The sequence below is a fragment of the Mesorhizobium sp. L-8-10 genome (genome assembly GCF_016756635.1).
Taxonomy (GTDB): Bacteria; Pseudomonadota; Alphaproteobacteria; order Rhizobiales; family Rhizobiaceae.
Genome location: NZ_AP023263.1, coordinates 5,183,700 through 5,203,512 on the forward strand (window position 1 = coordinate 5,183,700; position 19,813 = coordinate 5,203,512).

Annotated in this window: 23 protein-coding genes; 10 read left to right on the top strand and 13 right to left on the bottom strand. The window is 63.8% G+C overall.

Features of this window, described 5'->3' with window-relative positions:
• Nucleotides 1-31: 31 nt before the first annotated feature.
• Nucleotides 32-268, bottom strand: coding sequence for an Lrp/AsnC ligand binding domain-containing protein (locus JN280_RS24010; RefSeq protein ID WP_202315012.1), 237 nt, complete (start codon nt 266-268; stop codon nt 32-34).
• 228 nt (nt 269-496) lie between these two features.
• On the opposite strand from JN280_RS24010, the gene JN280_RS24015 reads away from it, so the two are divergent.
• Nucleotides 497-913, top strand: a complete 417-nt coding sequence (locus tag JN280_RS24015; protein WP_202305945.1) for a DUF4864 domain-containing protein — start codon at nt 497-499, stop codon at nt 911-913.
• Nucleotides 914-950: 37 nt separating this feature from the next.
• Here the strand turns inward: JN280_RS24015 and tgt are convergent, their stop codons facing one another.
• The 6 genes from tgt to coaD form a co-directional block, all read right to left on the bottom strand.
• Nucleotides 951-2,081 (bottom strand): tRNA guanosine(34) transglycosylase Tgt, encoded by a 1,131-nt coding sequence (tgt, locus tag JN280_RS24020; protein WP_202305947.1) that lies wholly within the window; start codon nt 2,079-2,081, stop codon nt 951-953.
• On the bottom strand, nt 2,074-2,343 hold the full coding sequence (locus tag JN280_RS24025) for a hypothetical protein (RefSeq protein ID WP_202305948.1): 270 nt from the start codon (nt 2,341-2,343) through the stop codon (nt 2,074-2,076). Before JN280_RS24025 ends, tgt begins: the two co-directional genes overlap by 8 nt.
• Complete coding sequence (gene queA / locus JN280_RS24030) at nt 2,336-3,421, bottom strand: tRNA preQ1(34) S-adenosylmethionine ribosyltransferase-isomerase QueA (RefSeq protein WP_202305950.1); 1,086 nt, start codon at nt 3,419-3,421, stop codon at nt 2,336-2,338. The genes JN280_RS24025 and queA overlap by 8 nt, the downstream gene beginning before the upstream one ends.
• Nucleotides 3,422-3,596: 175 nt before the next feature.
• The gene (locus JN280_RS24035) at nt 3,597-4,112 is read right to left on the bottom strand and encodes a peptidylprolyl isomerase (RefSeq protein WP_202305951.1); all 516 of its coding nucleotides are present in this window, start codon (nt 4,110-4,112) and stop codon (nt 3,597-3,599) included.
• A 23-nt stretch (nt 4,113-4,135) separates the two neighbouring features.
• Entirely contained in the window at nt 4,136-4,723 is a 588-nt protein-coding gene (locus tag JN280_RS24040; RefSeq protein WP_202305952.1) for a peptidylprolyl isomerase, read from the bottom strand.
• Between the two features lie 18 nt (nt 4,724-4,741).
• Nucleotides 4,742-5,242 carry a pantetheine-phosphate adenylyltransferase gene (gene coaD, locus JN280_RS24045; RefSeq protein WP_202305953.1) on the bottom strand — a complete coding sequence of 167 codons (501 nt, stop codon included), beginning with the start codon at nt 5,240-5,242 and terminating at the stop codon, nt 4,742-4,744.
• 74 nt (nt 5,243-5,316) lie between these two features.
• Here coaD and JN280_RS24050 point away from each other — a divergent pair, with 74 nt between their 5' ends.
• Entirely contained in the window at nt 5,317-5,559 is a 243-nt protein-coding gene (locus JN280_RS24050; protein ID WP_202315345.1) for a hypothetical protein, read from the top strand.
• A 103-nt stretch (nt 5,560-5,662) separates the two neighbouring features.
• Here the strand turns inward: JN280_RS24050 and JN280_RS24055 are convergent, their stop codons facing one another.
• The 3 genes from JN280_RS24055 to JN280_RS24065 form a co-directional block, all read right to left on the bottom strand.
• Nucleotides 5,663-5,809: a hypothetical protein gene (locus JN280_RS24055; protein WP_202305954.1), complete on the bottom strand. Its 147-nt coding sequence runs from the start codon at nt 5,807-5,809 to the stop codon at nt 5,663-5,665.
• Nucleotides 5,810-5,869: 60 nt separating this feature from the next.
• A complete protein-coding gene (gene gyrA / locus JN280_RS24060; RefSeq protein ID WP_202305956.1) occupies nt 5,870-8,653 on the bottom strand; it encodes a DNA gyrase subunit A in 2,784 nt (927 codons plus the stop codon).
• A 344-nt stretch (nt 8,654-8,997) separates the two neighbouring features.
• Nucleotides 8,998-9,843, bottom strand: coding sequence for a helix-turn-helix domain-containing protein (locus JN280_RS24065; protein WP_202305958.1), 846 nt, complete (start codon nt 9,841-9,843; stop codon nt 8,998-9,000).
• A gap of 84 nt (nt 9,844-9,927) precedes the next feature.
• Here JN280_RS24065 and JN280_RS24070 point away from each other — a divergent pair, with 84 nt between their 5' ends.
• From JN280_RS24070 to JN280_RS24080, 3 genes are all read left to right on the top strand, one after another.
• A complete protein-coding gene (locus tag JN280_RS24070) occupies nt 9,928-10,440 on the top strand; it encodes a hypothetical protein (RefSeq protein WP_202305960.1) in 513 nt (170 codons plus the stop codon).
• Nucleotides 10,441-10,463: 23 nt separating this feature from the next.
• Nucleotides 10,464-10,844 carry a VOC family protein gene (locus JN280_RS24075; protein ID WP_202305962.1) on the top strand — a complete coding sequence of 127 codons (381 nt, stop codon included), beginning with the start codon at nt 10,464-10,466 and terminating at the stop codon, nt 10,842-10,844.
• Between the two features lie 125 nt (nt 10,845-10,969).
• Nucleotides 10,970-11,599, top strand: a complete 630-nt coding sequence (locus JN280_RS24080; protein WP_202305964.1) for a MarC family protein — start codon at nt 10,970-10,972, stop codon at nt 11,597-11,599.
• Nucleotides 11,600-11,663: 64 nt separating this feature from the next.
• Here the strand turns inward: JN280_RS24080 and JN280_RS24085 are convergent, their stop codons facing one another.
• Nucleotides 11,664-12,179, bottom strand: a complete 516-nt coding sequence (locus JN280_RS24085) for a GyrI-like domain-containing protein (protein ID WP_202305965.1) — start codon at nt 12,177-12,179, stop codon at nt 11,664-11,666.
• Between the two features lie 9 nt (nt 12,180-12,188).
• Nucleotides 12,189-12,695 (bottom strand): single-stranded DNA-binding protein, encoded by a 507-nt coding sequence (ssb, locus tag JN280_RS24090; RefSeq protein ID WP_202305966.1) that lies wholly within the window; start codon nt 12,693-12,695, stop codon nt 12,189-12,191.
• Between the two features lie 363 nt (nt 12,696-13,058).
• Here ssb and JN280_RS24095 point away from each other — a divergent pair, with 363 nt between their 5' ends.
• From JN280_RS24095 to JN280_RS24115, 5 genes are all read left to right on the top strand, one after another.
• Nucleotides 13,059-13,274 (top strand): hypothetical protein, encoded by a 216-nt coding sequence (locus tag JN280_RS24095; RefSeq protein ID WP_244741995.1) that lies wholly within the window; start codon nt 13,059-13,061, stop codon nt 13,272-13,274.
• Between the two features lie 684 nt (nt 13,275-13,958).
• Entirely contained in the window at nt 13,959-16,880 is a 2,922-nt protein-coding gene (gene uvrA, locus JN280_RS24100; protein WP_202305970.1) for an excinuclease ABC subunit UvrA, read from the top strand.
• Between the two features lie 58 nt (nt 16,881-16,938).
• Complete coding sequence (locus JN280_RS24105) at nt 16,939-17,742, top strand: DUF72 domain-containing protein (RefSeq protein WP_202305972.1); 804 nt, start codon at nt 16,939-16,941, stop codon at nt 17,740-17,742.
• Nucleotides 17,743-17,772: 30 nt separating this feature from the next.
• The gene (locus JN280_RS24110; RefSeq protein ID WP_202305973.1) at nt 17,773-17,952 is read left to right on the top strand and encodes a hypothetical protein; all 180 of its coding nucleotides are present in this window, start codon (nt 17,773-17,775) and stop codon (nt 17,950-17,952) included.
• Between the two features lie 80 nt (nt 17,953-18,032).
• Complete coding sequence (locus JN280_RS24115; protein ID WP_202305974.1) at nt 18,033-18,914, top strand: DMT family transporter; 882 nt, start codon at nt 18,033-18,035, stop codon at nt 18,912-18,914.
• Nucleotides 18,915-18,954: 40 nt separating this feature from the next.
• Here JN280_RS24115 and JN280_RS24120 read toward each other — a convergent pair whose 3' ends face one another.
• The gene (locus JN280_RS24120) at nt 18,955-19,716 is read right to left on the bottom strand and encodes a TSUP family transporter (protein WP_202305976.1); all 762 of its coding nucleotides are present in this window, start codon (nt 19,714-19,716) and stop codon (nt 18,955-18,957) included.
• Between the last annotated feature and the right edge of the window lie 97 nt (nt 19,717-19,813).

Sequence of the window (19,813 nt, forward strand, 5' to 3'; positions counted from 1 at the left end):
TGCCTGCAGCTGCGGCACATGTCGGGGCCGGTCAGAACGCCCGGAACGTCACCGTGGTGAACGTGTCCTTGATTCCGGGAATCGAATGGACCTTCTGGTTGACGAAATGACCGACATCCTCGTTCTCGTCGACATAGAACTTCACCAGCAGGTCGTAGTCGCCGGCCGTCGAATAGACCTCGGATGCGATCTCGGCATCGACGAGCGCGGCCGCGACCTCATAGGCCTTGCCCAGTTCGGTTTTGATCTGCACGAAAAACGCCTTCATGGCCTGTCCCTGGTTCTGCAGCGGTCCGCAGGAGGCCGCGCCGATATGGTGGATGCGAAGGCCCCTGATGACACGGGCGGCAAGGAACTTCAAACCCAAACAACGTTTGGCCCCACCACCACTGCATCGGGAAGCCGAGGGCCGGCCCTGAAACCGCTTCGGACTTCGGCCCGTATGTTATGTTATCGTCGGAAGTGCCGAGCCGAGCCCGAACAATGGAGTTGGGCCATGCGCAGCTACGTGATTACCGCCGCCATTCTCCTGCTGTCGGCCGTGCCGGGCCTGGCCGGGGACGCCGAAGTCAGAGCGGCCCAATCCACGATCGACAGCCAGTTGAGGGCATTTCTCGCGGACGACGGTGCGCTGGCCTATTCCTTCGCCGCGCCGAATGTGAAGCGTATCTTCCCCACGGTCGAGAGCTTCATGGACATGGTCACCAACGGCTACATGCCGGTGCGTCGGCCGCGCAACTATGCCTTCGGCAAAGTCGAGCAGTCGAGCCCGACATCGATCATCCAGCAGGTGTTGATCACCGGACCCGACGGCAAGGAATATGAGGCGGTCTATACGCTCGAACTCCAGCCCGACGGCACGTTCCGCATCACCGGTTGCAGCCTGAGGGCATCCAACACCTTGAGCACGTAGTTCTTGCCGATATCCTTCTGGCTTCCGCGCTCGAAGCTCACCGTGCCGGCAGGTCGCCGCGTTGCCAGTCCTCGGTGATGAGCGCGGAGCGTTCAGCGAACACCTCCGCCTCGATCGCGTCGCGGATGTCCCGCATCAGACGCTGATAATAGGCGAGATTGTTCCAGGTGAGCAGCATGGCGCCGAGTGCCTCGCCCGACTTCACCAGATGGTGCAGATAGGCGCGGGAATAGTCGCGCGCGGCCGGGCAGTCGCTTTCCTCGTCCAGTGGGCGCGGATCCTCGGCATGACGGGCGTTGCGCAGATTGACCTTGCCGCGCCTCGTATAGGCCAGGCCGTGGCGCCCTGCCCTTGTCGGCATGACGCAGTCGAACATGTCGATGCCCCGCGCCACGGATTTGAGGATATCGTCAGGCGTGCCCACCCCCATCAGATAGCGCGGCTTATCGGCCGGCAGCTCGGGACATGTGGCCTCCAGCATGTCGAGCATCACAGCCTGTGGCTCGCCCACCGCCAAACCGCCGACGGCGTAACCCTTCAGCCCCATTGCCGAGAGAGCCTGGGCGGAACGGATGCGCAGCCGGGCGACGTCGCCGCCCTGGACGATGGCGAACATCGCCTTGCCTGGCTGGTCGCCGAAGGCCGCCTTGCAGCGCTCGGCCCAACGCAGCGACAACTCCATGGCGCGCTCGACGTCGTTCTCCTTCGCCGGCAGCGCCACGCATTCGTCGAGCTGCATCTGGATATCGGAATCGAGCAGGCCTTGGATTTCGATCGAACGCTCCGGCGACATCTCATAGGCGGCGCCGTCGATGTGGGACCGGAAGGTGACGCCCTGTTCGGAAAGCTTGCGCAGCTGCGCCAGCGACATCACCTGGAATCCGCCGGAATCGGTCAGGATCGGGTAAGGCCAGCGGGCGAATTCATGCAGGCCGCCCAGCCGCCCGACGCGTTCGGCGCCCGGCCGAAGCATCAGGTGATAGGTATTGCCCAGGAAGATGTCCGAGCCGAGCGCCCGGACCTGGTCGAGATACATGGCCTTCACCGTACCGCCGGTTCCGACGGGCATGAAGGCAGGCGTCCGCACCGAGCCGCGCGGCATGGTGATTTCGCCGCGCCGCGCCTTGCCGTCGGTCGCGATGAGACGAAACGAAAATTGGTCAGCCATCGAATTCCTGGTCATGAATGGGAGCGCCCGGGGCTTGCCGGTCGAGCGATTGGCGGTAGCGGATGCAGCCGCGCATGAATTTCGGCCAGGGCGGCACGGCGATTGCCGGATCGGTCTTCTCCGGCAGCAGGGCCCATAGATCAGGATGATGCCAGCACAGGTCATGGCCGGTCGCGTCGCGGTGCTCGCGAATGCCTGCACGCAATTTCCTGATCTCCGCGATCAATGCTGCGCGGTCCATGGTGTCGAGATCGTCATCCATCGCTCTCCTCCTTGCGGAACAGCAGACTTGCGTCGCCATAGGAGTAGAAACGATAGCCGTTTTGGATGGCATGGGCATAGGCCGCCCGCATCGTGTCGAGACCGGAGAAGGCCGAGACCAGCATGAACAAGGTCGAGCGCGGCAGATGGAAATTGGTCATCAGCAGGTCGGCCGTGCGGAACCGATAACCCGGCGTGATGAAGATGTCGGTCGCGCCCGACCATGCCTGGATCGTGCCGTCGTCCCTGGCCGCACTTTCCAGGAGCCGCAGCGAAGTGGTGCCGACGGCGACGATGCGACCGCCCTTTCGCCTGACCGCGTTCAATGCGGCAGCGGTCGCTTCACTCACCACGCCCGTCTCCGCATGCATCTTGTGCGCGGCCGTGTCCTCAGCCTTCACCGGCAGAAAGGTGCCGGCACCGACATGGAGCGTGACGAAGTGCCGTTCGACGCCGGCCCGGTCGAGGCGGGCCATCAGGTCCGGCGTGAAGTGCAGACCCGCAGTCGGAGCGGCGACGGCTCCCTCCTCGCGTGCATAGATCGTCTGGTAGTCGTCGCGGTCGCGCTCGTCGTCTGCGCGCTTCGAGGCGATGTAGGGCGGCAGCGGGACATGGCCGACCGCGTGCAGTGCTTCGTCGAGCAGAGGTCCGGAGAGATCGAAGACCAGCAGGACCTCGCCGGCATCGTGCTTTTCAGCGACCGTGGCGTCGAGCGTGCCGAGGAAACAGGCATTGCCGCCATGACCGAACTGGATGCGATCGCCTGGCATGACGCGCTTGGCGGGGCGCATGAAAGCCAGCCAGCGATCAGGGGCGACACGCATATGCAATGTCGCGTCGACCTGGGCCGCGGCGTCGTCGCGCCGGCGAATGCCGGAAAGCTGCGCCGGGATCACCTTGGTGTCGTTGAAGACCAATGCGTCTCCCGGACGCAACAGGCCGGGCAGATCGGAGACGCGCCCGTCGCCGAGGGCCTCGCCCGGCCCCACGAGCAGCATATGGGCAGCGTCGCGCGGATCGGCGGGCCGCAAGGCAATCCGGTCTTCGGGCAGGTCGAAGTCGAACAGGTCTACGCGCATCGTATCAGTAGAGCCGGATCATCAACGCGCCGGCCGCGCGCATCATAGCTCCGGCCAGCGACGGGGAATCCCATTGCCTGGCCCGACTGAGAATTGATCGGCGCATGAAAGGCGACGACCCGCCGGGCGGCGACTCCATGGCAGGGACCAGAAAACGCCGCCCACGGGCTTCACCTCAGGCCGCCACGTCCGCGGCCACTTTCATGGACACGATCTTGTCGGGGTCGACAACCGGCTCGCCGCGCTTGATCTTGTCGACATTCTCCATGCCTTCGATCACCTGGCCCCACACCGTGTACTGGCGATTGAGGAAGCCGGCGTCCTGGAAGCAGATGAAGAACTGCGAGTTGGCGGAATTCGGATCCTGCGCACGAGCCATGGAGCAGGTGCCGCGGCTATGGTTCACGTTGGAGAACTCGGCTTTCAGATCTGGCTTGTCGGAGCCGCCCATGCCAGCTCGACCGGGGTTAAACGAGGATTTGGTCGAATTGCCGTACCGAACGTCGCCCGTCTGAGCCATGAACCCGTCGATCACGCGATGGAAGACGACGCCGTCATAAGCACCTTCGCGCGCCAACTCTTTGATGCGCGCGACATGTCCCGGGGCAAGGTCGGGCAAAAGTTCGATGACCACATTGCCCTTTGTGGTTTCCATGATGAGCGCGTTTTCGCGATCCTTGATCTCGGCCATTTGCCTGGTCCTTCTCTGGAGGTTTACTTCGGGTCGGCCGCGATGCGGACCTTGACCATGCGGTCGGGGTCGGTGACGAGGCCGTTGTTGTTGGCGTCGCCTTTCTTGATCCCGTCGACGAATTCCATGCCGCTCTCCACCTTGCCGACGATCGTGTACTGGCCGTCAAGTGAAGACGCCGGCGCGAACATGATGAAGAACTGCGAGTTCGCCGAATTGGGATCCTGAGCGCGCGCCATTCCGACGACGCCGCGCGTGAAGTTCTCGCCGGAGAATTCGGCCGGCAGATCCGGCTTGCTCGATCCGCCCATGCCTGCCCTGTCGGCATCGTAGTCCTTGGCGAGGTTGCCGAATTGTACGTCGCCGGTCTGCGCCATGAAGCCGTCGATGACCCGGTGGAAGGCGACGTTGTCATAAGCGCCTTCACGCACCAGCGCCTTGATCTGTTCGACGTGCTTCGGCGCCAGGTCGGGCCTCAGCGCGATGGTCACGTCGCCCTCCTTCAGCGTGACGATCATGGTATTCTCGGGATCGGCCGCAAACGACGGGGCCGAGACGCCGACCGCCATCAAAAGGAAGGCGGCGAAGGCGGCAAGCCTTGCGAAAGTCATGGATGTCTCCTCGGACCTCTACGATTTGAACTTGTCGACGAGCGCTATGGCGACGGGCGCCGGCACGAACGGGCGGATGTCGCCGCCCATCGAGGCGATCTGGCGGACAAGCGTGGCGGTAATGGTTCGCACCGAAGGGCTCGCCGGCAGGAACACCGTCTGCAGATCGGGCGCCATGGTCTCATTCATGCCCGCCATCTGCATCTCGTAGTCGAGGTCGGTGCCGTCGCGCAGGCCGCGGATCATGATCGAGGCGCCGTGCCTGCGCGCCGCATCGACGACCAGCCCATCGAACGAGACCACCTTGATGCGGCTCGCATCCGGCCCGAATTCCGCCGCCGAAACCGATTCGATCAGAGCGACGCGCTCATCGAAGCTGAATAGCGGCTTTTTCGCCGCCTGGATGCCGATCGCGGCGTAGACGACATCGGCGACGGCCAGCGAGGCCTTCAGCACATCGAGATGGCCGTTTGTCAGCGGATCGAAGGATCCGGCATAGATGGCGATGCGTTCTTTCATGGCTGCTGCTTCTAGCGGCCCGGCCCGGCAAAGGCAAATCGCTTCAGCCTGGTTTCGCTTGACATGAACATGGAATGAATGGGCCGATCACGGAAAGTTCACGCATCCGCATCTACGCTCGGCCTTCGAAGGTTGAAACCAAATCCCCATGTAACCGTTGTTGGGTGCAGGAGTCCGAAACCATGATGATCTTCATGCTCGCCGCCGCAATGACAATAGCGATGCTGATCGCGACTGCGTTCGGCGTCCATCAGGAAGCGCAGCAGGTTCGCTTCGACGACCGGAAGAACAAGTTCGATCGTTTCGGTCCGCGCTGAGCTTCTCCAATGACTCGCGGTATCCAGCCGCCGGGCACTTCCTTCGCCATATCCACAACCATCCAGCCGGGACGATCGGTGTGGGCCGTAGGCCGGTCTCGCGTCAGCCGAACGCCTGGTAGAGCGTGATGTTGCGAAGCATCAGCAAGACCTTGCCGCCGCGAATGCGCGGGGCGCCATGCCTGACCGCCACCGGCGCTGCGCCGAGTGCCGGTAGACAGGGCACATAAGCCATTTCGGGGGCGGCCACGGCCCGAGATCGGTCGCATCCGCGAGGTGGATGTAGCGTTGCCGGCCTACGCAGCCGGCATCAGGCCTCGCCGGTCCCGCCGGGCGTTCCTGCGTCGGAAGCGCCGGTCTCCACCAATCCCCCATTGCCGTCATCCTGCGGCTCGGAGATCCTCTCGACCGAAACGACCTTTTCACCCTCGGCGGTGTTGAAGATTGTGACGCCCTTGGTCGCGCGGCTGGCAATGCGGATGCCGCCGACGGGCACGCGGATGACCTGTCCACCGTCGGACACCAGCATGAGCTGATCCTCGGCACCCACCGGGAAGGTCGCGACCAGCCGGCCGATCTCGTCGGTCTTGGAGACGTCGGTCGCCCGGATGCCCTTGCCACCGCGGCCGGTGAGCCGGAAATCGTAGGAAGAGGATCGCTTGCCGTAGCCATATTCGCTGACGGTGAGAACCATCTGCTCATGCGCCTTCAGGAAGTCGTAGCGTTCCTGCGGCAGGGTCGTCTCTTCGCCGACCTCCTCGTTGGTGAGCGCGATCTCTTCCTCGTCGGCCCCGGCCATCTTCCGCTCGGCGACCGCCTGCTTGAGATAGGCGGCGCGTTCCGCCGGGGTCGCGTCGACATGCTCGAGGATAGCCATGGAGATGACGCGGTCGCCCTCGCCCATCGAGATGCCGCGGACGCCGAGCGAATCCCGACCCTTGAAGACCCGGACGTCACTGACCGGGAAACGGATGCACTGGCCGGAATCGGCCGTGAGCAGCACGTCGTCGGTTTCCGTGCAGGTCTCGACGCCGAGGATGGCATCCCCGGCCTCGTCGAACTTCATGGCGATCTTGCCGTTGCGGTTGACTTGCACGAAGTCGGACAGTTTGTTGCGCCGCACCGTGCCGCGCGTGGTCGCGAACATGACGTCGAGTTCGCCCCACTGCGCCTCATCCTCGGGCAGCGGCAAGATGGCCGTGATGCGGTCTCCGCTCTCGATCGGCAGGAGATTGATGAGGGCCTTGCCGCGAGATTGCGGTGTGCCGACCGGCAGCCGCCAGACCTTCTCCTTGTAGACGATGCCACGCGACGAGAAGAACAGGATCGGCGTGTGAGTGCTGGCGACGAACAGCCGGGTTAGGAAGTCCGTGTCCTTTGTGGACATGCCGGTCTTGCCCTTGCCGCCGCGATTCTGCGTTCGGTAGACCGAGAGCGGGACCCGCTTGATGTAGCCCTCGTGGGTGACGGTGACGACCATGTCCTCGCGCTGGATGAGGTCTTCCTCATCCATGTCGGTGCCGGCATCCGTTATTTCGGTGCGGCGGGGTGTGCCGAACTCGTCACGCACCGCGGCCAGTTCATCCTTGATGATCTGCTGGATCCGGGCCCGCGAGCCGAGGATATCGAGATAGTCGGTGATCTCGAGTCCGATCTTGTTCAACTCGTCCGCGATCTCGTCCCGGCCAAGCGCGGTCAGGCGCGACAGTTGCAAGGCGAGGATGGCGCGCGCCTGCTCCTCGGAGAGATTGTAGGTCCCGTCCTCGTTGATGCGGTGGCGCGGATCGTCGATGAGCAGGATCAGTGCCTCGACGTCGCCAGCCGGCCAACGCCGCTCCATCAACTGCTCGCGCGCCGTCTGGGGGTCGGGCGCATTGCGGATGGTGCGGATGACCTCGTCGATATTGGCGACCGAGATCGCCAGGCCGACCAGGATATGGGCGCGCTCGCGCGCCTTGCGCAGCAGATATTTGGTGCGGCGGCTGACGACCTCCTCGCGGAAGGCGATGAAGGCCTTCAGCATGTCGACCAGCGTCAAGAGTTCGGGCTTGCCGCCGTTGAGCGCCACGACGTTGGCACCGAAGGAGGTCTGCAGCGGCGTATAGCGATAAAGCTGGTTGAGCACGACGTCGGCAACGGCGTCGCGCTTCAGTTCGATCACCACCCGATAGCCCTGGCGGTCGCTCTCGTCGCGAATGTCGGAGATGCCCTCGATGCGCTTCTCGCGCACCAGTTCGGCCATCTTCTCGATCATTGCCGCCTTGTTGACCTGATAGGGGACCTCGGTGACGACGATCGCCTCGCGGTCGTTGCGGATATCCTCGAAATGGACCTTGCCGCGCATCATGATCGAGCCGCGACCTGTCGAATAGGCGCTGTAGATGCCGGAGCGACCGAGGATAAGTCCCCCGGTCGGGAAATCCGGCCCCGGGATGATCTCCATCAGCGACGGCAGATCCATCGCCGGATTGTCGATGAGCGCGATCGTGCCGTTGACCACTTCGGCGAGGTTGTGCGGCGGAATGTTGGTCGCCATGCCGACGGCGATGCCGCCCGAACCGTTGACCAGAAGGTTCGGGAAGCGCGCGGGAAGGACTTTCGGCTCTTCGGCGCTGGCGTCGTAGTTGTCCTGGAAATCGACGGTATCCTTGTCGATGTCCTCCAGAAGCTCGTGAGCCACCTTGGTGAGACGGGCCTCCGTGTAGCGCATCGCTGCGGGAGGATCGCCGTCGATCGAACCGAAATTGCCCTGTCCGTCGATGAGCGGCACGCGCATCGACCAGTCCTGGGCCATGCGCACCAGGGCGTCATAAATGGAGGCGTCGCCGTGCGGATGGTATTTACCCATCACGTCGGCGACGGGCCTGGCCGACTTCACATATTTGCGGTTCCAGTGATAGCCGCTCTCATGCGAGGCATAGAGGATGCGCCGATGCACGGGCTTCAGGCCGTCGCGCACATCTGGCAAGGCGCGGCTCACGATCACGCTCATGGCGTAATCGAGATAGGAGCGCTGCATCTCCTCGATGATGGATATCGGCTCGATGCCGGTCGGGCCGCCATCCGGCCCGCGGGGTGTCTTCTGGTCAGTCAATATGGATCACGATCAGATTGGGAATCACTTCTGTCTTATATAGGAAAGCGGGCCGCCACTCCAATCGGATCGTGGGACAACGGCGCGGAAACGCCCTTTTTGCCGGGCCTATTTTTCCTTTCGTTTCAATGTGATATTGCCAGGTGTCAAAAGGCCGCGGCAGCGGCCGGAGGGAACAGTCGCGATATTATTCGGAAAACGACCGACCGGCACTCGTTCCACCGTTCGTCCTGAGGTTGCCGGCGAACCGTTCGATGCGATCGCGAACATGGGAGCACCATACACCCGACGGCTCGTCCGTCGACCGTATTCTACTGCTCGCCCGATGTTCAGTGGATGTTTCCTCAGGGCTTCCGGTCCGGGCCGGCTGGCGCCTTTCGTCGGCGATAGTCGCTCGGCGTGGCGCCCATGATGCGCCGGAAACGCCGGTTGAAGGTCGAAAGATCGCCGAAACCGGCATCGAAGGCGATCGACGCGACGGGTTCGTCCGACGTGCGCAGCCGCACGGCGGCGCGCTGCAACCTGGTCCGCAACAGATACTGATACGGCGTCATGCCGGTCACAGTGCGAAAGCTGCGCAGAAAGTGATAGGGGCTGGTCGCCGTCTCGCTGGCGAGCCCGTCGATGGAGATCGTCTGGTCGGCATCCGCCTCGATGCGCCGCAGCGCCTCGCTGACGCGCTTTTCGTCCCGCGTGCTGGGTGCCCGGTCCCGCTTCGGCTCGTGGTTGGCGATGCTGACGGCTGCCCCTGACAGGCGCAGTCCGAGTTCCTCGAAGGCCCCTATGTCACCGTCGTCCCGCGCTGCCTCGGCATCGGCAAGCAGCGGGGCCAGCGCCGCCACCGGCGGCAGTCTCGGCGTCCCGAAGCCCAACCGCGACACGCCGGGAAGCTCGGCGGCGACCGCCTCGATATAGCTGGGCGAGAAATGGAACGAGAGGCAACGGTCGCCGGCGGAATGATCGTGTCCGCATTCGAAGCAGGTACCAGGGTTGCCGAGTAGGAGTGCCCCCGGTGCCATGATCGCGGTGCCGAGCGAGGCGCGGTATCGGAAAGTCCCGTGCGTGACGGCCGCCACGCAGAAGCTGCGGTGCTGTTCCTCGAAAGGCCTATCACCAACGCCCGCCGCGCAGACGATGTCCGAAACCTGCCAGCCGGGACCGGAAGCCAATATCGAAGCCGTCACCGTCATATGTCGAAAATAGCAATTTTTCCCAAGCGTCAAAAGCGGGACCCGGCCAGACTGGCGGCATCTCCTGACACAAGGATATCCATCATGACCACTTTTCCCTCCTTTCCGGCGGCGCTCCATGCGGATGGTGCAGACCGCGACCGGGCCGACAAGTCGGGACTGTATGGCTGGCTGATCGGCACTTGGGACATGGATGCCGTCCGCCATTTCGATGACGGGACGACGCGGAAGTCGCCTGGCGAAATCCATTTCGGCTGGGTTCTGGGCGGTCGCGCCATCCAGGACGTCTGGCTTGTCCCTGCTGCGAAAGGCGAGATGCCGTCATTGTTCGGCACGACCTTGCGAGTCTACGACCCCGGCATAGACTCTTGGCACATCATCTGGGTCGACCCGGTCGGGCAGAACCATCTGCGCCAGATCGGCCGGGCCGACGGCAACGACATCGTCCAGCACGGGACCGACGCCACTGGAGCGCCGGTGCGCTGGCGCTTCACCGAAATTACACCTCGGAGCTTCCACTGGCTGGGGGAACGATCGCCCGACCAGGGCGCGACGTGGCGTCTGCAGGTGGAGTTCTTTGCCCGCCGCCAGGACTGACAATTATCAGGAAAGGAAAAGCCATGTTCGACCACGTATCCATCGGTGTCAGGAACGCCGCCTCCTCCAAGGGCTTCTACGATGCCGTTCTGTCGCCACTCGGCTATAGCTGCCTTAGCGAAGGGCCTGGCTCGCTCGGCTATGGGCGTGACGTTGTCGCATTCTGGGTGAACGAGGCTGCGCGACCCGTTCCGGCTGACCGGGACTCCGGCCTGCATTTCTGTTTCTCCGCACCGACGCGCGACGCGGTCGCGGCATTTCATGCCGCTGCGCTTGGTGCGGGAGGCAAGGATAATGGCGAACCCGGCTTGCGTGCCGATTATGGCGAGCACTACTACGCCGCCTTTGTCGTCGATCCCGACGGCTACCGGCTCGAGGCCTATTGCGGCAAGGAGCAGGCCTGACACCGGCTCGTTCCCTGTCTCCTCCGTTTCAGCAGGGTCGCAAAGCTTGCCGTGTCCGCGCCGCGCCCGCTGGCGTCTGGGGGAAGGTTGCGATACGACTTTCCCCGGACACGGGGGGATGCTTGATGCCGAACTACGACAGTCTGTTCAACGCTTTCGTCACCATCCTCGTCACCATAGACCCTCCCGGCCTCGCTCCTCTGTTCCTGGCCTTGACGCGCGGCATGAACCGCGAACAGCGTCAGCAAGTCGGGTTCAGGGCGTCTCTCATCGGTTTTCTTGTGCTTGCCCTTTTTGCGGTCGCCGGGGCGGGCATCCTGTCGGTGTTCGGCATCACGCTGCCTGCCTTCCGGGTTGCCGGTGGCCTGCTCCTTTTCTTCATCTCCTTCGAAATGATTTTCGAGCGGCGCCAGGAGCGAAAGGAGAAAAGCGCCGACGCCGCGATCACCAAGGACCAGATCCACAACATCGCCGCCTTTCCCCTGGCTATCCCGTTGATAGCCGGCCCCGGCGCGATCTCTGCCGTGGTGCTGCTCTCGGCCTCGCTGCCCGGCATCGGCGGTCAGGCGACGCTGGTTGGCGTCATCCTGGTCGGCATCATCCTGACCTACCTGGTGTTTCTGGTCGCCGAGCGCGTCGACAAGTTCCTCGGTCAGACGGGGCGGTCGATCCTTACGCGGCTGCTGGGCGTGATCCTGGCCGCGCTGGCCGTTCAGTTCGTGGCCGACGGCGTCAAGGCCCTGACGGCGGGATGAGCCGCGCCGAGGCTCGGCCGATCAGCCGATCGTGCTTCAAGCCGCCTCCATGGCGGCCGAACGGTCAGGCACCAGACGTAAGGTTCCCGGCCGGCGTCAGCGGTAGCATCACACGCAGCACTGGCGGCCCGGCGAGGTCGAAGTCGGCAGGGTATTCTTCGCGGTGATGCAGGATCGAGACGTCCCGCTCTTGTCCTTCGGTCTCGATCCAGTCGATCATCCGGCCATAGTGCTTTACGACATCGCCATCGTCGGGACCGTGCCAGACGCAGGCGAAACGCATCGCAGGCAATGAGAGGAGCCGGTGCCCGGCGGCCGGAGCCATGTATTCCGCCGCCTCGATCCCGACGAAGTAGCGGAACCCGTCCGGCCGGTCGTTCCATGAAATCCCGATGATCATACGGGACCAAGGATCGTCTTCGGCGGCCGCGGCGATCTTCATCTCCTCGATGAGCGGATGGATCGCCCCCGCCGCCGCTTCGGCGTAGGTGCCTTCCCAGACCAGGCCGCGAAGACGCTGCGGCGCCCGCTCGGCGATGGCGAAGCGATGGCTGCCGAACTCGCCGCAGCGGGCACACATCGTCAGCGGTCAGAATGGGATCTCGTCGTCGAGATCGCGCGACGAGCCGCCGCCACCGCGTCCGAAACCGTCATTCGGGCCGGATTGGCCGAAGTCCGATCCGCGCTGGTGGTCGGAGCCGCGGCCACCGCCGCCATAGCTCCCCTGACCTTCACCACCCTGCCCGCGGGCGTCGAGCATCTGCAACTCGCCCCGGAATTTCTGCAGCACGACCTCGGTCGTGTAGCGGTCCTGGCCGTTCTGGTCCTGCCATTTGCGGGTCTGGAGTTGACCCTCGACATAGACCTTCATGCCCTTCTTCAGGAACTGCTCGGCGACCTTGGCCAGATTGTCGTTGAAGATGACGACGCTGTGCCATTCGGTCTTCTCCTTGCGCTCGCCGGAGACCTTGTCGCGCCACGTCTCGGATGTCGCAATCCTCAGATTGACGACCGGATCGCCGGAGTTCAGCCGCCGGATTTCGGGATCGGCGCCCAGATTCCCCACCAGAATGACCTTGTTGACGCTACCCGCCATGAAACTTCTCCGCGCTCGTCCGAAACCAATGCTTGTTCGCGGCGCACTTTAACCGATCACCCTCGGCGGTGCGCCGCGCCGCCGGTCAATTCAGCGTCCTGTCCACAACAGTTTTTGTTCTCTTTATGTTCTACACGCCATTGCAGGAGATGGCAAGAGCGTCGGGAAATGCGGCCGGTCGTTCAGCCCTATGTCGCACACATATGGCCGGGAGCCGGCCGTCGCAGGCCAACCGCCGGGTCAACAATATCGTGACTTGGCGTTGACGCCGGAGCGCCCTATACAACCGTCATGATGACGACATCCCGACTGCTTCGCTTCGCCGCTACGGGCATGGCCGCGTCTCTTGCGGGATTCCCTGCGTTGGCGGATCAGCGCCAAGCCGGATCAGCCTCCGAAAAGCTTCCCGGCGTCGAGGGCGCCTACAGCATCGTGGCGCCTGCCCCCGAACCCCTCGAAGCGCCGTCGGAAGGGGGCGGTTACACCTTCAAGGCCGGCAACACCGATATCAGGATTTCCGGCAGCGTTTCCGTCGAGATCGGATTCGGCCCCGAGATCGCAGGCGAGGATCGCCGGTAGCCCATCCCGGCCCGTAGCTGCCGGGCACAAAGAAACGGCCCTGCCGCCACTGGGAGCTCGCAGGGCCTTTTTCTCGAACTTCTGATTCGATTGCCGGAGTTCTAGCTGCCGGCTTTCATTTCGGATGCGACGCGGCTTTCTGCCGACGATCCGACTATGGTCTCTGATTGTAGGGGATTTACGTCAGATCAGCGTTGCCCCACGGGCAACGTTACCTGGCGCGGCTCCACACGCAGTGGAGCCAATCTGGACTGTCCGGTGGGGTCATGCCTCCGCTCCTCTGTCCGTTGCTCCAATGTCTTCCGACGCGCTAATCCGCTGTTCACGGCGTCTCGCGAACGGCCCGGCGGCCACGAAGAGCGCCCTGTGAGCGCTCGGCTTCGGGTGACTGTCGAAGTTTGCCCCCTGCCTCGCCCGGCGTCAACCTTTCCCTGGCCCGAACGGAAAAATGTGATCGCGGCCGCCTCGTCGTACGGGTTTTTCCACACGCTGTTTGTCAGGAGCGTGTTCGGCCTTTGTTCTTTTTGCTTGCCCTTACGGGCGCAACCCGGCTAGACCACAATTTCGACGAGGTGGCCGGCGGATCCGGCGCCGGCCTCGACGTAGCGACAAACGTGCTTACATAAGGGCCTGGCCGGAGCGACCCAGCCACCCGAACTCCACAACACAGGCGGCGGACCGGCCATGGCCGATCACAAATACATCTCCATTCGCGGTGCGCGTGAGCACAATCTGAAGAATGTCGACCTCGACCTGCCGCGCGACCGGCTGATCGTGATGACGGGCCTGTCTGGCTCGGGCAAGTCGTCGCTGGCTTTCGATACGATCTACGCGGAAGGCCAGCGGCGCTATGTCGAGAGCCTTTCGGCCTACGCCCGCCAGTTCCTGGAGATGATGCAGAAGCCGGATGTCGACCAGATCGACGGCCTGTCTCCGGCAATCTCGATCGAGCAGAAGACCACGTCTCGCAATCCGCGGTCCACTGTCGGCACGGTGACCGAGATCTACGACTACATGCGTCTGCTCTATGCGCGCGTCGGCATCCCCTATTCGCCCGCCACGGGCCTGCCGATCGAAAGCCAGACGGTGTCCCAGATGGTCGACCGTGTCCTGGAACTCGACGAAGGCACGCGCCTCTATCTGCTGGCGCCGATCGTGCGAGGCAGGAAAGGCGAGTACAGGAAGGAACTGCTGGAGCTTCAGAAGAAGGGCTTTCAGCGCGTCAAGGTCGACGGCGTCTTCTATGAGATCGCCGACGTTCCCGCGCTCGACAAGAAGTACAAGCACGACATCGACGTGGTGGTGGACCGCATCGTCGTGCGACCGGACCTCGCGGCGCGGCTCGCCGACAGCTTGGAGACGGCGCTGAAGCTGGCCGACGGGCTCGCCGTTGCCGAGTTTGCCGACAAGCCGTTGCCGGCCGAAGCCACAGCGGAGGAATCCGCCAACAAATCGAAGAACGAGACGCATGAGCGGATCCTGTTCTCCGAGAAGTTCGCCTGCCCTGTTTCCGGCTTCACCATTCCCGAGATCGAGCCGCGTCTGTTCTCGTTCAACAATCCGTTCGGCGCTTGCCCGTCCTGCGACGGCCTTGGCAGCCAGCGCGCGATCGACGCCGACCTCGTCGTGCCGGATGAGAACGTCTCGCTGCGCGACGGTGCCGTCAGCCCCTGGGCGAAATCGACCTCGCCCTATTATGCCCAGACGCTCGAGGCGCTCGGGAAGGTTTACGGCTTCAAGCTCGGCGATCGCTTCAAGGATCTGTCCGAGGAGGCGAAGCAGGCCATCCTGCGCGGCACGGGCGAGCGCGAAGTCACCTTCCAGTATGACGACGGCCTGCGCTCCTACAAGACGACCAAGACGTTCGAAGGCGTGATCCCCAATCTCGAGCGCCGCTGGAAGGAGACGGAATCGGCCTGGATGCGCGAGGAGATCGAGCGCTTCATGTCGTCCACGCCCTGCCCCGCCTGCAAGGGCTATCGCCTGAAGCCGGAAGCGCTCGCGGTGAAGATCGCCGGCAAGCATATCGGCCAGATCACGGAGCTCTCGATCCGCGCCGCCGACCGCTGGTTTACGGATCTTCCGGGCCAGCTCAACGCCAAGCAGAACGAGATCGCCCTGCGCATCCTGAAGGAGATCAGGGAAAGGCTGCGCTTCCTGAACGATGTCGGCCTCGACTATCTGACGCTGTCGCGCAATTCAGGAACGCTGTCGGGCGGCGAAAGCCAGCGCATCAGGCTCGCCTCGCAGATCGGCTCGGGTCTGACGGGCGTGCTCTATGTGCTCGACGAGCCTTCGATCGGCCTTCATCAGCGCGACAATGCCCGGCTGATCGATACGCTCAAGCATCTGCGCGACATCGGCAACACGGTGATCGTCGTCGAGCACGACGAGGACGCGATCCTGACCGCGGACTATGTGGTCGACATCGGCCCGGCCGCCGGTATCCACGGCGGAACGATCATCGCCGAAGGCACTCCGCAACAGGTCATGGCAAACCCCAACTCGATCACCGGAAAGTATCTGACGGGCGAGTTCGAGATCCCAATGCCGTCCGCCCGGCGCGAGTTCAAGAAGAAGAAGTCCATTAAAGTGGTCGGCGCACGCGGCAACAATCTGAAGGATGTCAGCGCGGAAATTCCGCTCGGTACCTTCACCTGCGTCACAGGCGTCTCGGGCGGAGGCAAGTCCACCTTCCTCATCGAGACGCTGTTCAAGGCGGCCTCGCGGCGCATCATGGGATCGCGCGAGCATCCGGCCGAACACGACCGCATCGAGGGCCTGGAGTTCCTCGACAAGGTCATCGACATCGACCAGTCGCCGATCGGCCGCACGCCGCGCTCCAACCCGGCCACTTATACCGGCGCCTTCACACCGATCCGTGACTGGTTCGCCGGCCTGCCCGAAGCCAAGGCGCGCGGCTACCAGCCGGGGCGCTTCTCGTTCAACGTCAAGGGCGGCCGCTGCGAAGCGTGCCAAGGCGACGGCGTCATCAAGATCGAAATGCACTTCCTGCCCGATGTCTACGTCACCTGCGACGTCTGCCACGGCAAGCGCTACAACCGCGAGACGCTGGAAGTGCTGTTCAAGGGCAAATCGATCGCCGACGTGCTGGAGATGACGGTCGAGGAAGGCGTGGAGTTCTTTGCGGCGGTGCCGGCGGTGCGCGACAAGCTGGAGACGCTGGCCAAGGTCGGACTCGGCTATATCCACGTCGGCCAGCAGGCGACCACCCTCTCCGGTGGCGAGGCGCAGCGCATCAAGCTCGCCAAGGAGCTGTCGCGCAAGGCGACCGGCAAGACCCTTTACATCCTGGACGAGCCGACGACCGGCTTGCATTTCCACGACGTAGCCAAGCTGCTCGAAGTGCTGCACGAGCTCGTCGATCAGGGCAACACGGTGGTCGTCATCGAGCACAATCTGGAAGTGATCAAGACCGCCGACTGGATCCTCGATCTCGGCCCCGAGGGCGGGGACGGCGGGGGCGAACTGGTCGCATCCGGCCGGCCAGAGGACGTCATGCGCGAGCCGCGCAGCTATACGGGCCAGTATCTAAAGGAACTGCTCGAGCGGCGTCCGCGCGGCAAGCGGGAAGCGGCCGAGTGAGGCTGCAAGCCGGCTGCGGAAGCCCGACTACTGCTCAAGTGCACCGAGGGAGGATGGGATGAGCGAATCCGGAACGATCCGCGCAGGCATGGGCGGCTGGACCTTCGAGCCGTGGGACACCTCCTTCTATCCGGACAAGCTTCCCAAGGCGAAACAGCTCCAATATGCGTCGCGGCAAGTGCCGACGATCGAGGTCAACGGCACCTATTATTCGAGCTTCAAGGAGCCGACCTTCGTCAAATGGGCGAGCGAGTCGCCGGAAGGCTTTGTTTTCTCGTTGAAAGGAAATCGCTTTGTCACCAATCGGCGAGTGCTGGGTGAGGCAGGCGAATCGATGATGCGCTTCCTTGGCTCGGGCATCACCGCGCTCGGCGAAAAGCTCGGCCCGATCCTGTGGCAGTTCGCCCCGACCAAGAAGTTCGACGCCGACGATTTGGAAGCCTTCCTGAAGCTGCTGCCGCCGAGGCAGGACGGGGTCGCGTTGCGCCACGCGGTCGAGGTCCGGCACGCGTCCTTCGCCGTGCCGGAATTCGCCGCCCTGCTGCGCGGGTACAAGGTGCCGGTGGTCTATGCCGACCACGCCACCTATCCCGCTATCGCCGACGTCACGGGCGATTTCGTCTATGCACGGCTCCAGACCGGCAGCGACGACAATCCAGACTGCTATACGCCGGAGGCGCTCGACGCGTGGGTCGCGCGCGCAAAGGCGTGGGCGCAAGGTACGGAGCCATCCGATTTGCTCCGTGCCGATCCGTCCCAAGCAGCGCAGAGCAAGCCGCGCGACGTGTTCGTCTACTTCATCACCGAGGGCAAGGTCAGGGCGCCGCATGGCGCTATGGCCTTCATGAAGCGGGTCGGCTAAATCCCGCCTGCCCGATCAAAGGTGATGTCCATGAAAGCCGTCCTGTTCGTCGTTCCTTTGCTGCTTCTCGTCGGTTGCGGCGGTTCGCCCATGTCGGTCGAGACGCGGGACCCGAACTGGGTATCGCCGACTTCCGCCCAGGACGCGGCGCAGGCCGAGCGGTTCCGCCGCAAGCATCGCGAAGGCAACGCTTCTCCCGGAAACATGTAACCCCTGGAAGACTTGCTGGCCCAGTCGAAACCCGCAGCCGAGGGTTGCGGCGACAACTTGCGGCAGTCACATAGCTGCTGATGGAACAGGCACAGTCGAACTCCAGAGCGGCGCTGTGGATGGCGGGTTCGATCTCGTCGTTCCTCGCCATGTCGGTCGCAGGACGCGCCACGACCGCGTCGCTCAACGTATTCCAGGTCATGGAGATGCGCTCCGTGATAGGCTTTGTCATGCTGCTGCCTCTGGTATTCGCCGTCGGCGGTTTCCCTGCAATGCGTACGAAGCGCCCGCTTCAGCATCTCGGGCGCAACGTCGTCCACTACGCCGGGCAGGCCGCGTGGCTCTACGCCCTGACCTTGATCCCCCTTGCGGAACTGATCTCGATCGAATTCACGACGCCCATCTGGGGCGCGCTGCTCGCGGTCGTGTTCCTGAGAGAAAAGGTGAATGTCCGGAAAATCCTGGCGATCGTGCTCGGCCTGATCGGGGTACTGGTCATCGTTCGACCGGGAGTGGCCGAGATCAAGGAAGGCCATCTGGTGATGCTGGCCGGCGCCGTGGCATTCGGCATCTCGATCGTCATGGTGAAGTCGCTCACCCGCACCGACAACGTGGTGCGCATCATCTTCTGGATGCTTGTCATCCAGTCGGCGATCGGCCTGGCGCCTGCGATCCAGACCTGGCAGACTCCGTCAACGGAGCTCTGGCCGTGGATCCTGCTCATCTCCTTCACCGGCATGTCGTCGCATTTCTGTCTCGCCCGCGCGCTCGCCCATGCGGACACCACCGTCGTCATGCCCATGGATTTCCTGCGTTTGCCGCTATCGGCGCTCATCGGCTGGCTGCTCTTTCAGGAGCAGATCGACGTCTTCACCGGCGCGGGCGCCCTGCTCATCCTGGGCGGCAATCTGGTCAACCTTCAGCGGCGGCGGGCGGCTGACGCTACCATGATTCAGCCCTGACGATCTCCACATCGACGCGGCCTTGGCGGACGCTGTGGCATCACAAGAAGATGTCGTATGCCGCAGGCAGCGCCAGCGACGCACCCGACAGGAACAGGAGCACGAACGCCAGGCGCCGCATCGTCAGGCTGGAGAGCGGCGGCGGCCACCTCCTCGCCGCGATCGTGGTCACGATGACGACTGGAATTGTCAGAAGGGTCCACCAGAAGCCCGCCGACGGCATGGCCCCGACGGACGCCACCACGCCGAGCCGCACGACGGCGTTGACCGCGAAGACGGCGACAAGCGTCTCCCGGATGACGACGGGATGCAGCGGCTGGCGATAAAGGTGATAGACCAGCGGCGGTCCCGAAGTGGAGAACAGCCCGCCCATCAGTCCGGCAATGGCGCCGAAGAAGAGGAAGGACGCAGTGGACGAAAGCCGCGCCAACTGCGTCGGCTTCATGGCGAGCTGGAGGCTCGACGTGACGATGACGCCGCCGAGCACGAGCTTCAGCCAGTCGATCGATGCGGCCGCCATCACTCCGAGCAGCGCGTAGCCGGCAAACAGCATGGCAAGACTCGACACGATGATCGACACGAACTGGCGGAGCGCGACGTCGCGCCAGCCTTTGGCCAGGACCAGGACGGCGTTCACGAATGTGAGACAGCTCACCAGCACTGCTGCATCGGGCAAGGCGATCACGCCGGTCAGACCGACGCCACCCATGAGGATCAGGCCGAGGGCGAAACCGGTGAGCGTCTGGGTGTAGGCCGCCACGGCGGCAAGGCAAAGCAGAATGGCCAGGCCGCCGGCATCCATTGCTAGCCGTCCCGCGTCATGGCGGGGCTTGCCTTAACACCGCCGGCTTCACCGACCCAACTCTCCGGATATTCGACCAATCGGTTCCCGTCCCAAA

Excerpts from the sequence above, each read along its gene's own strand:
- JN280_RS24085 (WP_202305965.1), bottom strand. The coding sequence starts at position 12,179 with ATGTGTGCCCGCTGCGGCGAGTTCGGCAGCCATCGCTTCGCCATCGCC.
- JN280_RS24050 (WP_202315345.1), top strand. The coding sequence starts at position 5,317 with ATGAATGGGCCGATCACGGAAAGTTCACGCATCCGCATCTACGCTCGG.
- JN280_RS24015 (WP_202305945.1), top strand. The coding sequence starts at position 497 with ATGCGCAGCTACGTGATTACCGCCGCCATTCTCCTGCTGTCGGCCGTG.
- JN280_RS24025 (WP_202305948.1), bottom strand. The coding sequence starts at position 2,343 with ATGGATGACGATCTCGACACCATGGACCGCGCAGCATTGATCGCGGAG.
- tgt (WP_202305947.1), bottom strand. The coding sequence starts at position 2,081 with ATGGCTGACCAATTTTCGTTTCGTCTCATCGCGACCGACGGCAAGGCG.
- JN280_RS24040 (WP_202305952.1), bottom strand. The coding sequence starts at position 4,723 with ATGACTTTCGCAAGGCTTGCCGCCTTCGCCGCCTTCCTTTTGATGGCG.
- JN280_RS24080 (WP_202305964.1), top strand. The coding sequence starts at position 10,970 with ATGCCGAACTACGACAGTCTGTTCAACGCTTTCGTCACCATCCTCGTC.
- JN280_RS24035 (WP_202305951.1), bottom strand. The coding sequence starts at position 4,112 with ATGGCCGAGATCAAGGATCGCGAAAACGCGCTCATCATGGAAACCACA.
- ssb (WP_202305966.1), bottom strand. The coding sequence starts at position 12,695 with ATGGCGGGTAGCGTCAACAAGGTCATTCTGGTGGGGAATCTGGGCGCC.
- JN280_RS24105 (WP_202305972.1), top strand. The coding sequence starts at position 16,939 with ATGAGCGAATCCGGAACGATCCGCGCAGGCATGGGCGGCTGGACCTTC.
- JN280_RS24115 (WP_202305974.1), top strand. The coding sequence starts at position 18,033 with ATGGAACAGGCACAGTCGAACTCCAGAGCGGCGCTGTGGATGGCGGGT.
- JN280_RS24010 (WP_202315012.1), bottom strand. The coding sequence starts at position 268 with ATGAAGGCGTTTTTCGTGCAGATCAAAACCGAACTGGGCAAGGCCTAT.
- queA (WP_202305950.1), bottom strand. The coding sequence starts at position 3,421 with ATGCGCGTAGACCTGTTCGACTTCGACCTGCCCGAAGACCGGATTGCC.
- JN280_RS24120 (WP_202305976.1), bottom strand. The coding sequence starts at position 19,716 with ATGGATGCCGGCGGCCTGGCCATTCTGCTTTGCCTTGCCGCCGTGGCG.
- uvrA (WP_202305970.1), top strand. The coding sequence starts at position 13,959 with ATGGCCGATCACAAATACATCTCCATTCGCGGTGCGCGTGAGCACAAT.
- JN280_RS24110 (WP_202305973.1), top strand. The coding sequence starts at position 17,773 with ATGAAAGCCGTCCTGTTCGTCGTTCCTTTGCTGCTTCTCGTCGGTTGC.
- JN280_RS24075 (WP_202305962.1), top strand. The coding sequence starts at position 10,464 with ATGTTCGACCACGTATCCATCGGTGTCAGGAACGCCGCCTCCTCCAAG.
- JN280_RS24065 (WP_202305958.1), bottom strand. The coding sequence starts at position 9,843 with ATGACGGTGACGGCTTCGATATTGGCTTCCGGTCCCGGCTGGCAGGTT.
- JN280_RS24070 (WP_202305960.1), top strand. The coding sequence starts at position 9,928 with ATGACCACTTTTCCCTCCTTTCCGGCGGCGCTCCATGCGGATGGTGCA.
- coaD (WP_202305953.1), bottom strand. The coding sequence starts at position 5,242 with ATGAAAGAACGCATCGCCATCTATGCCGGATCCTTCGATCCGCTGACA.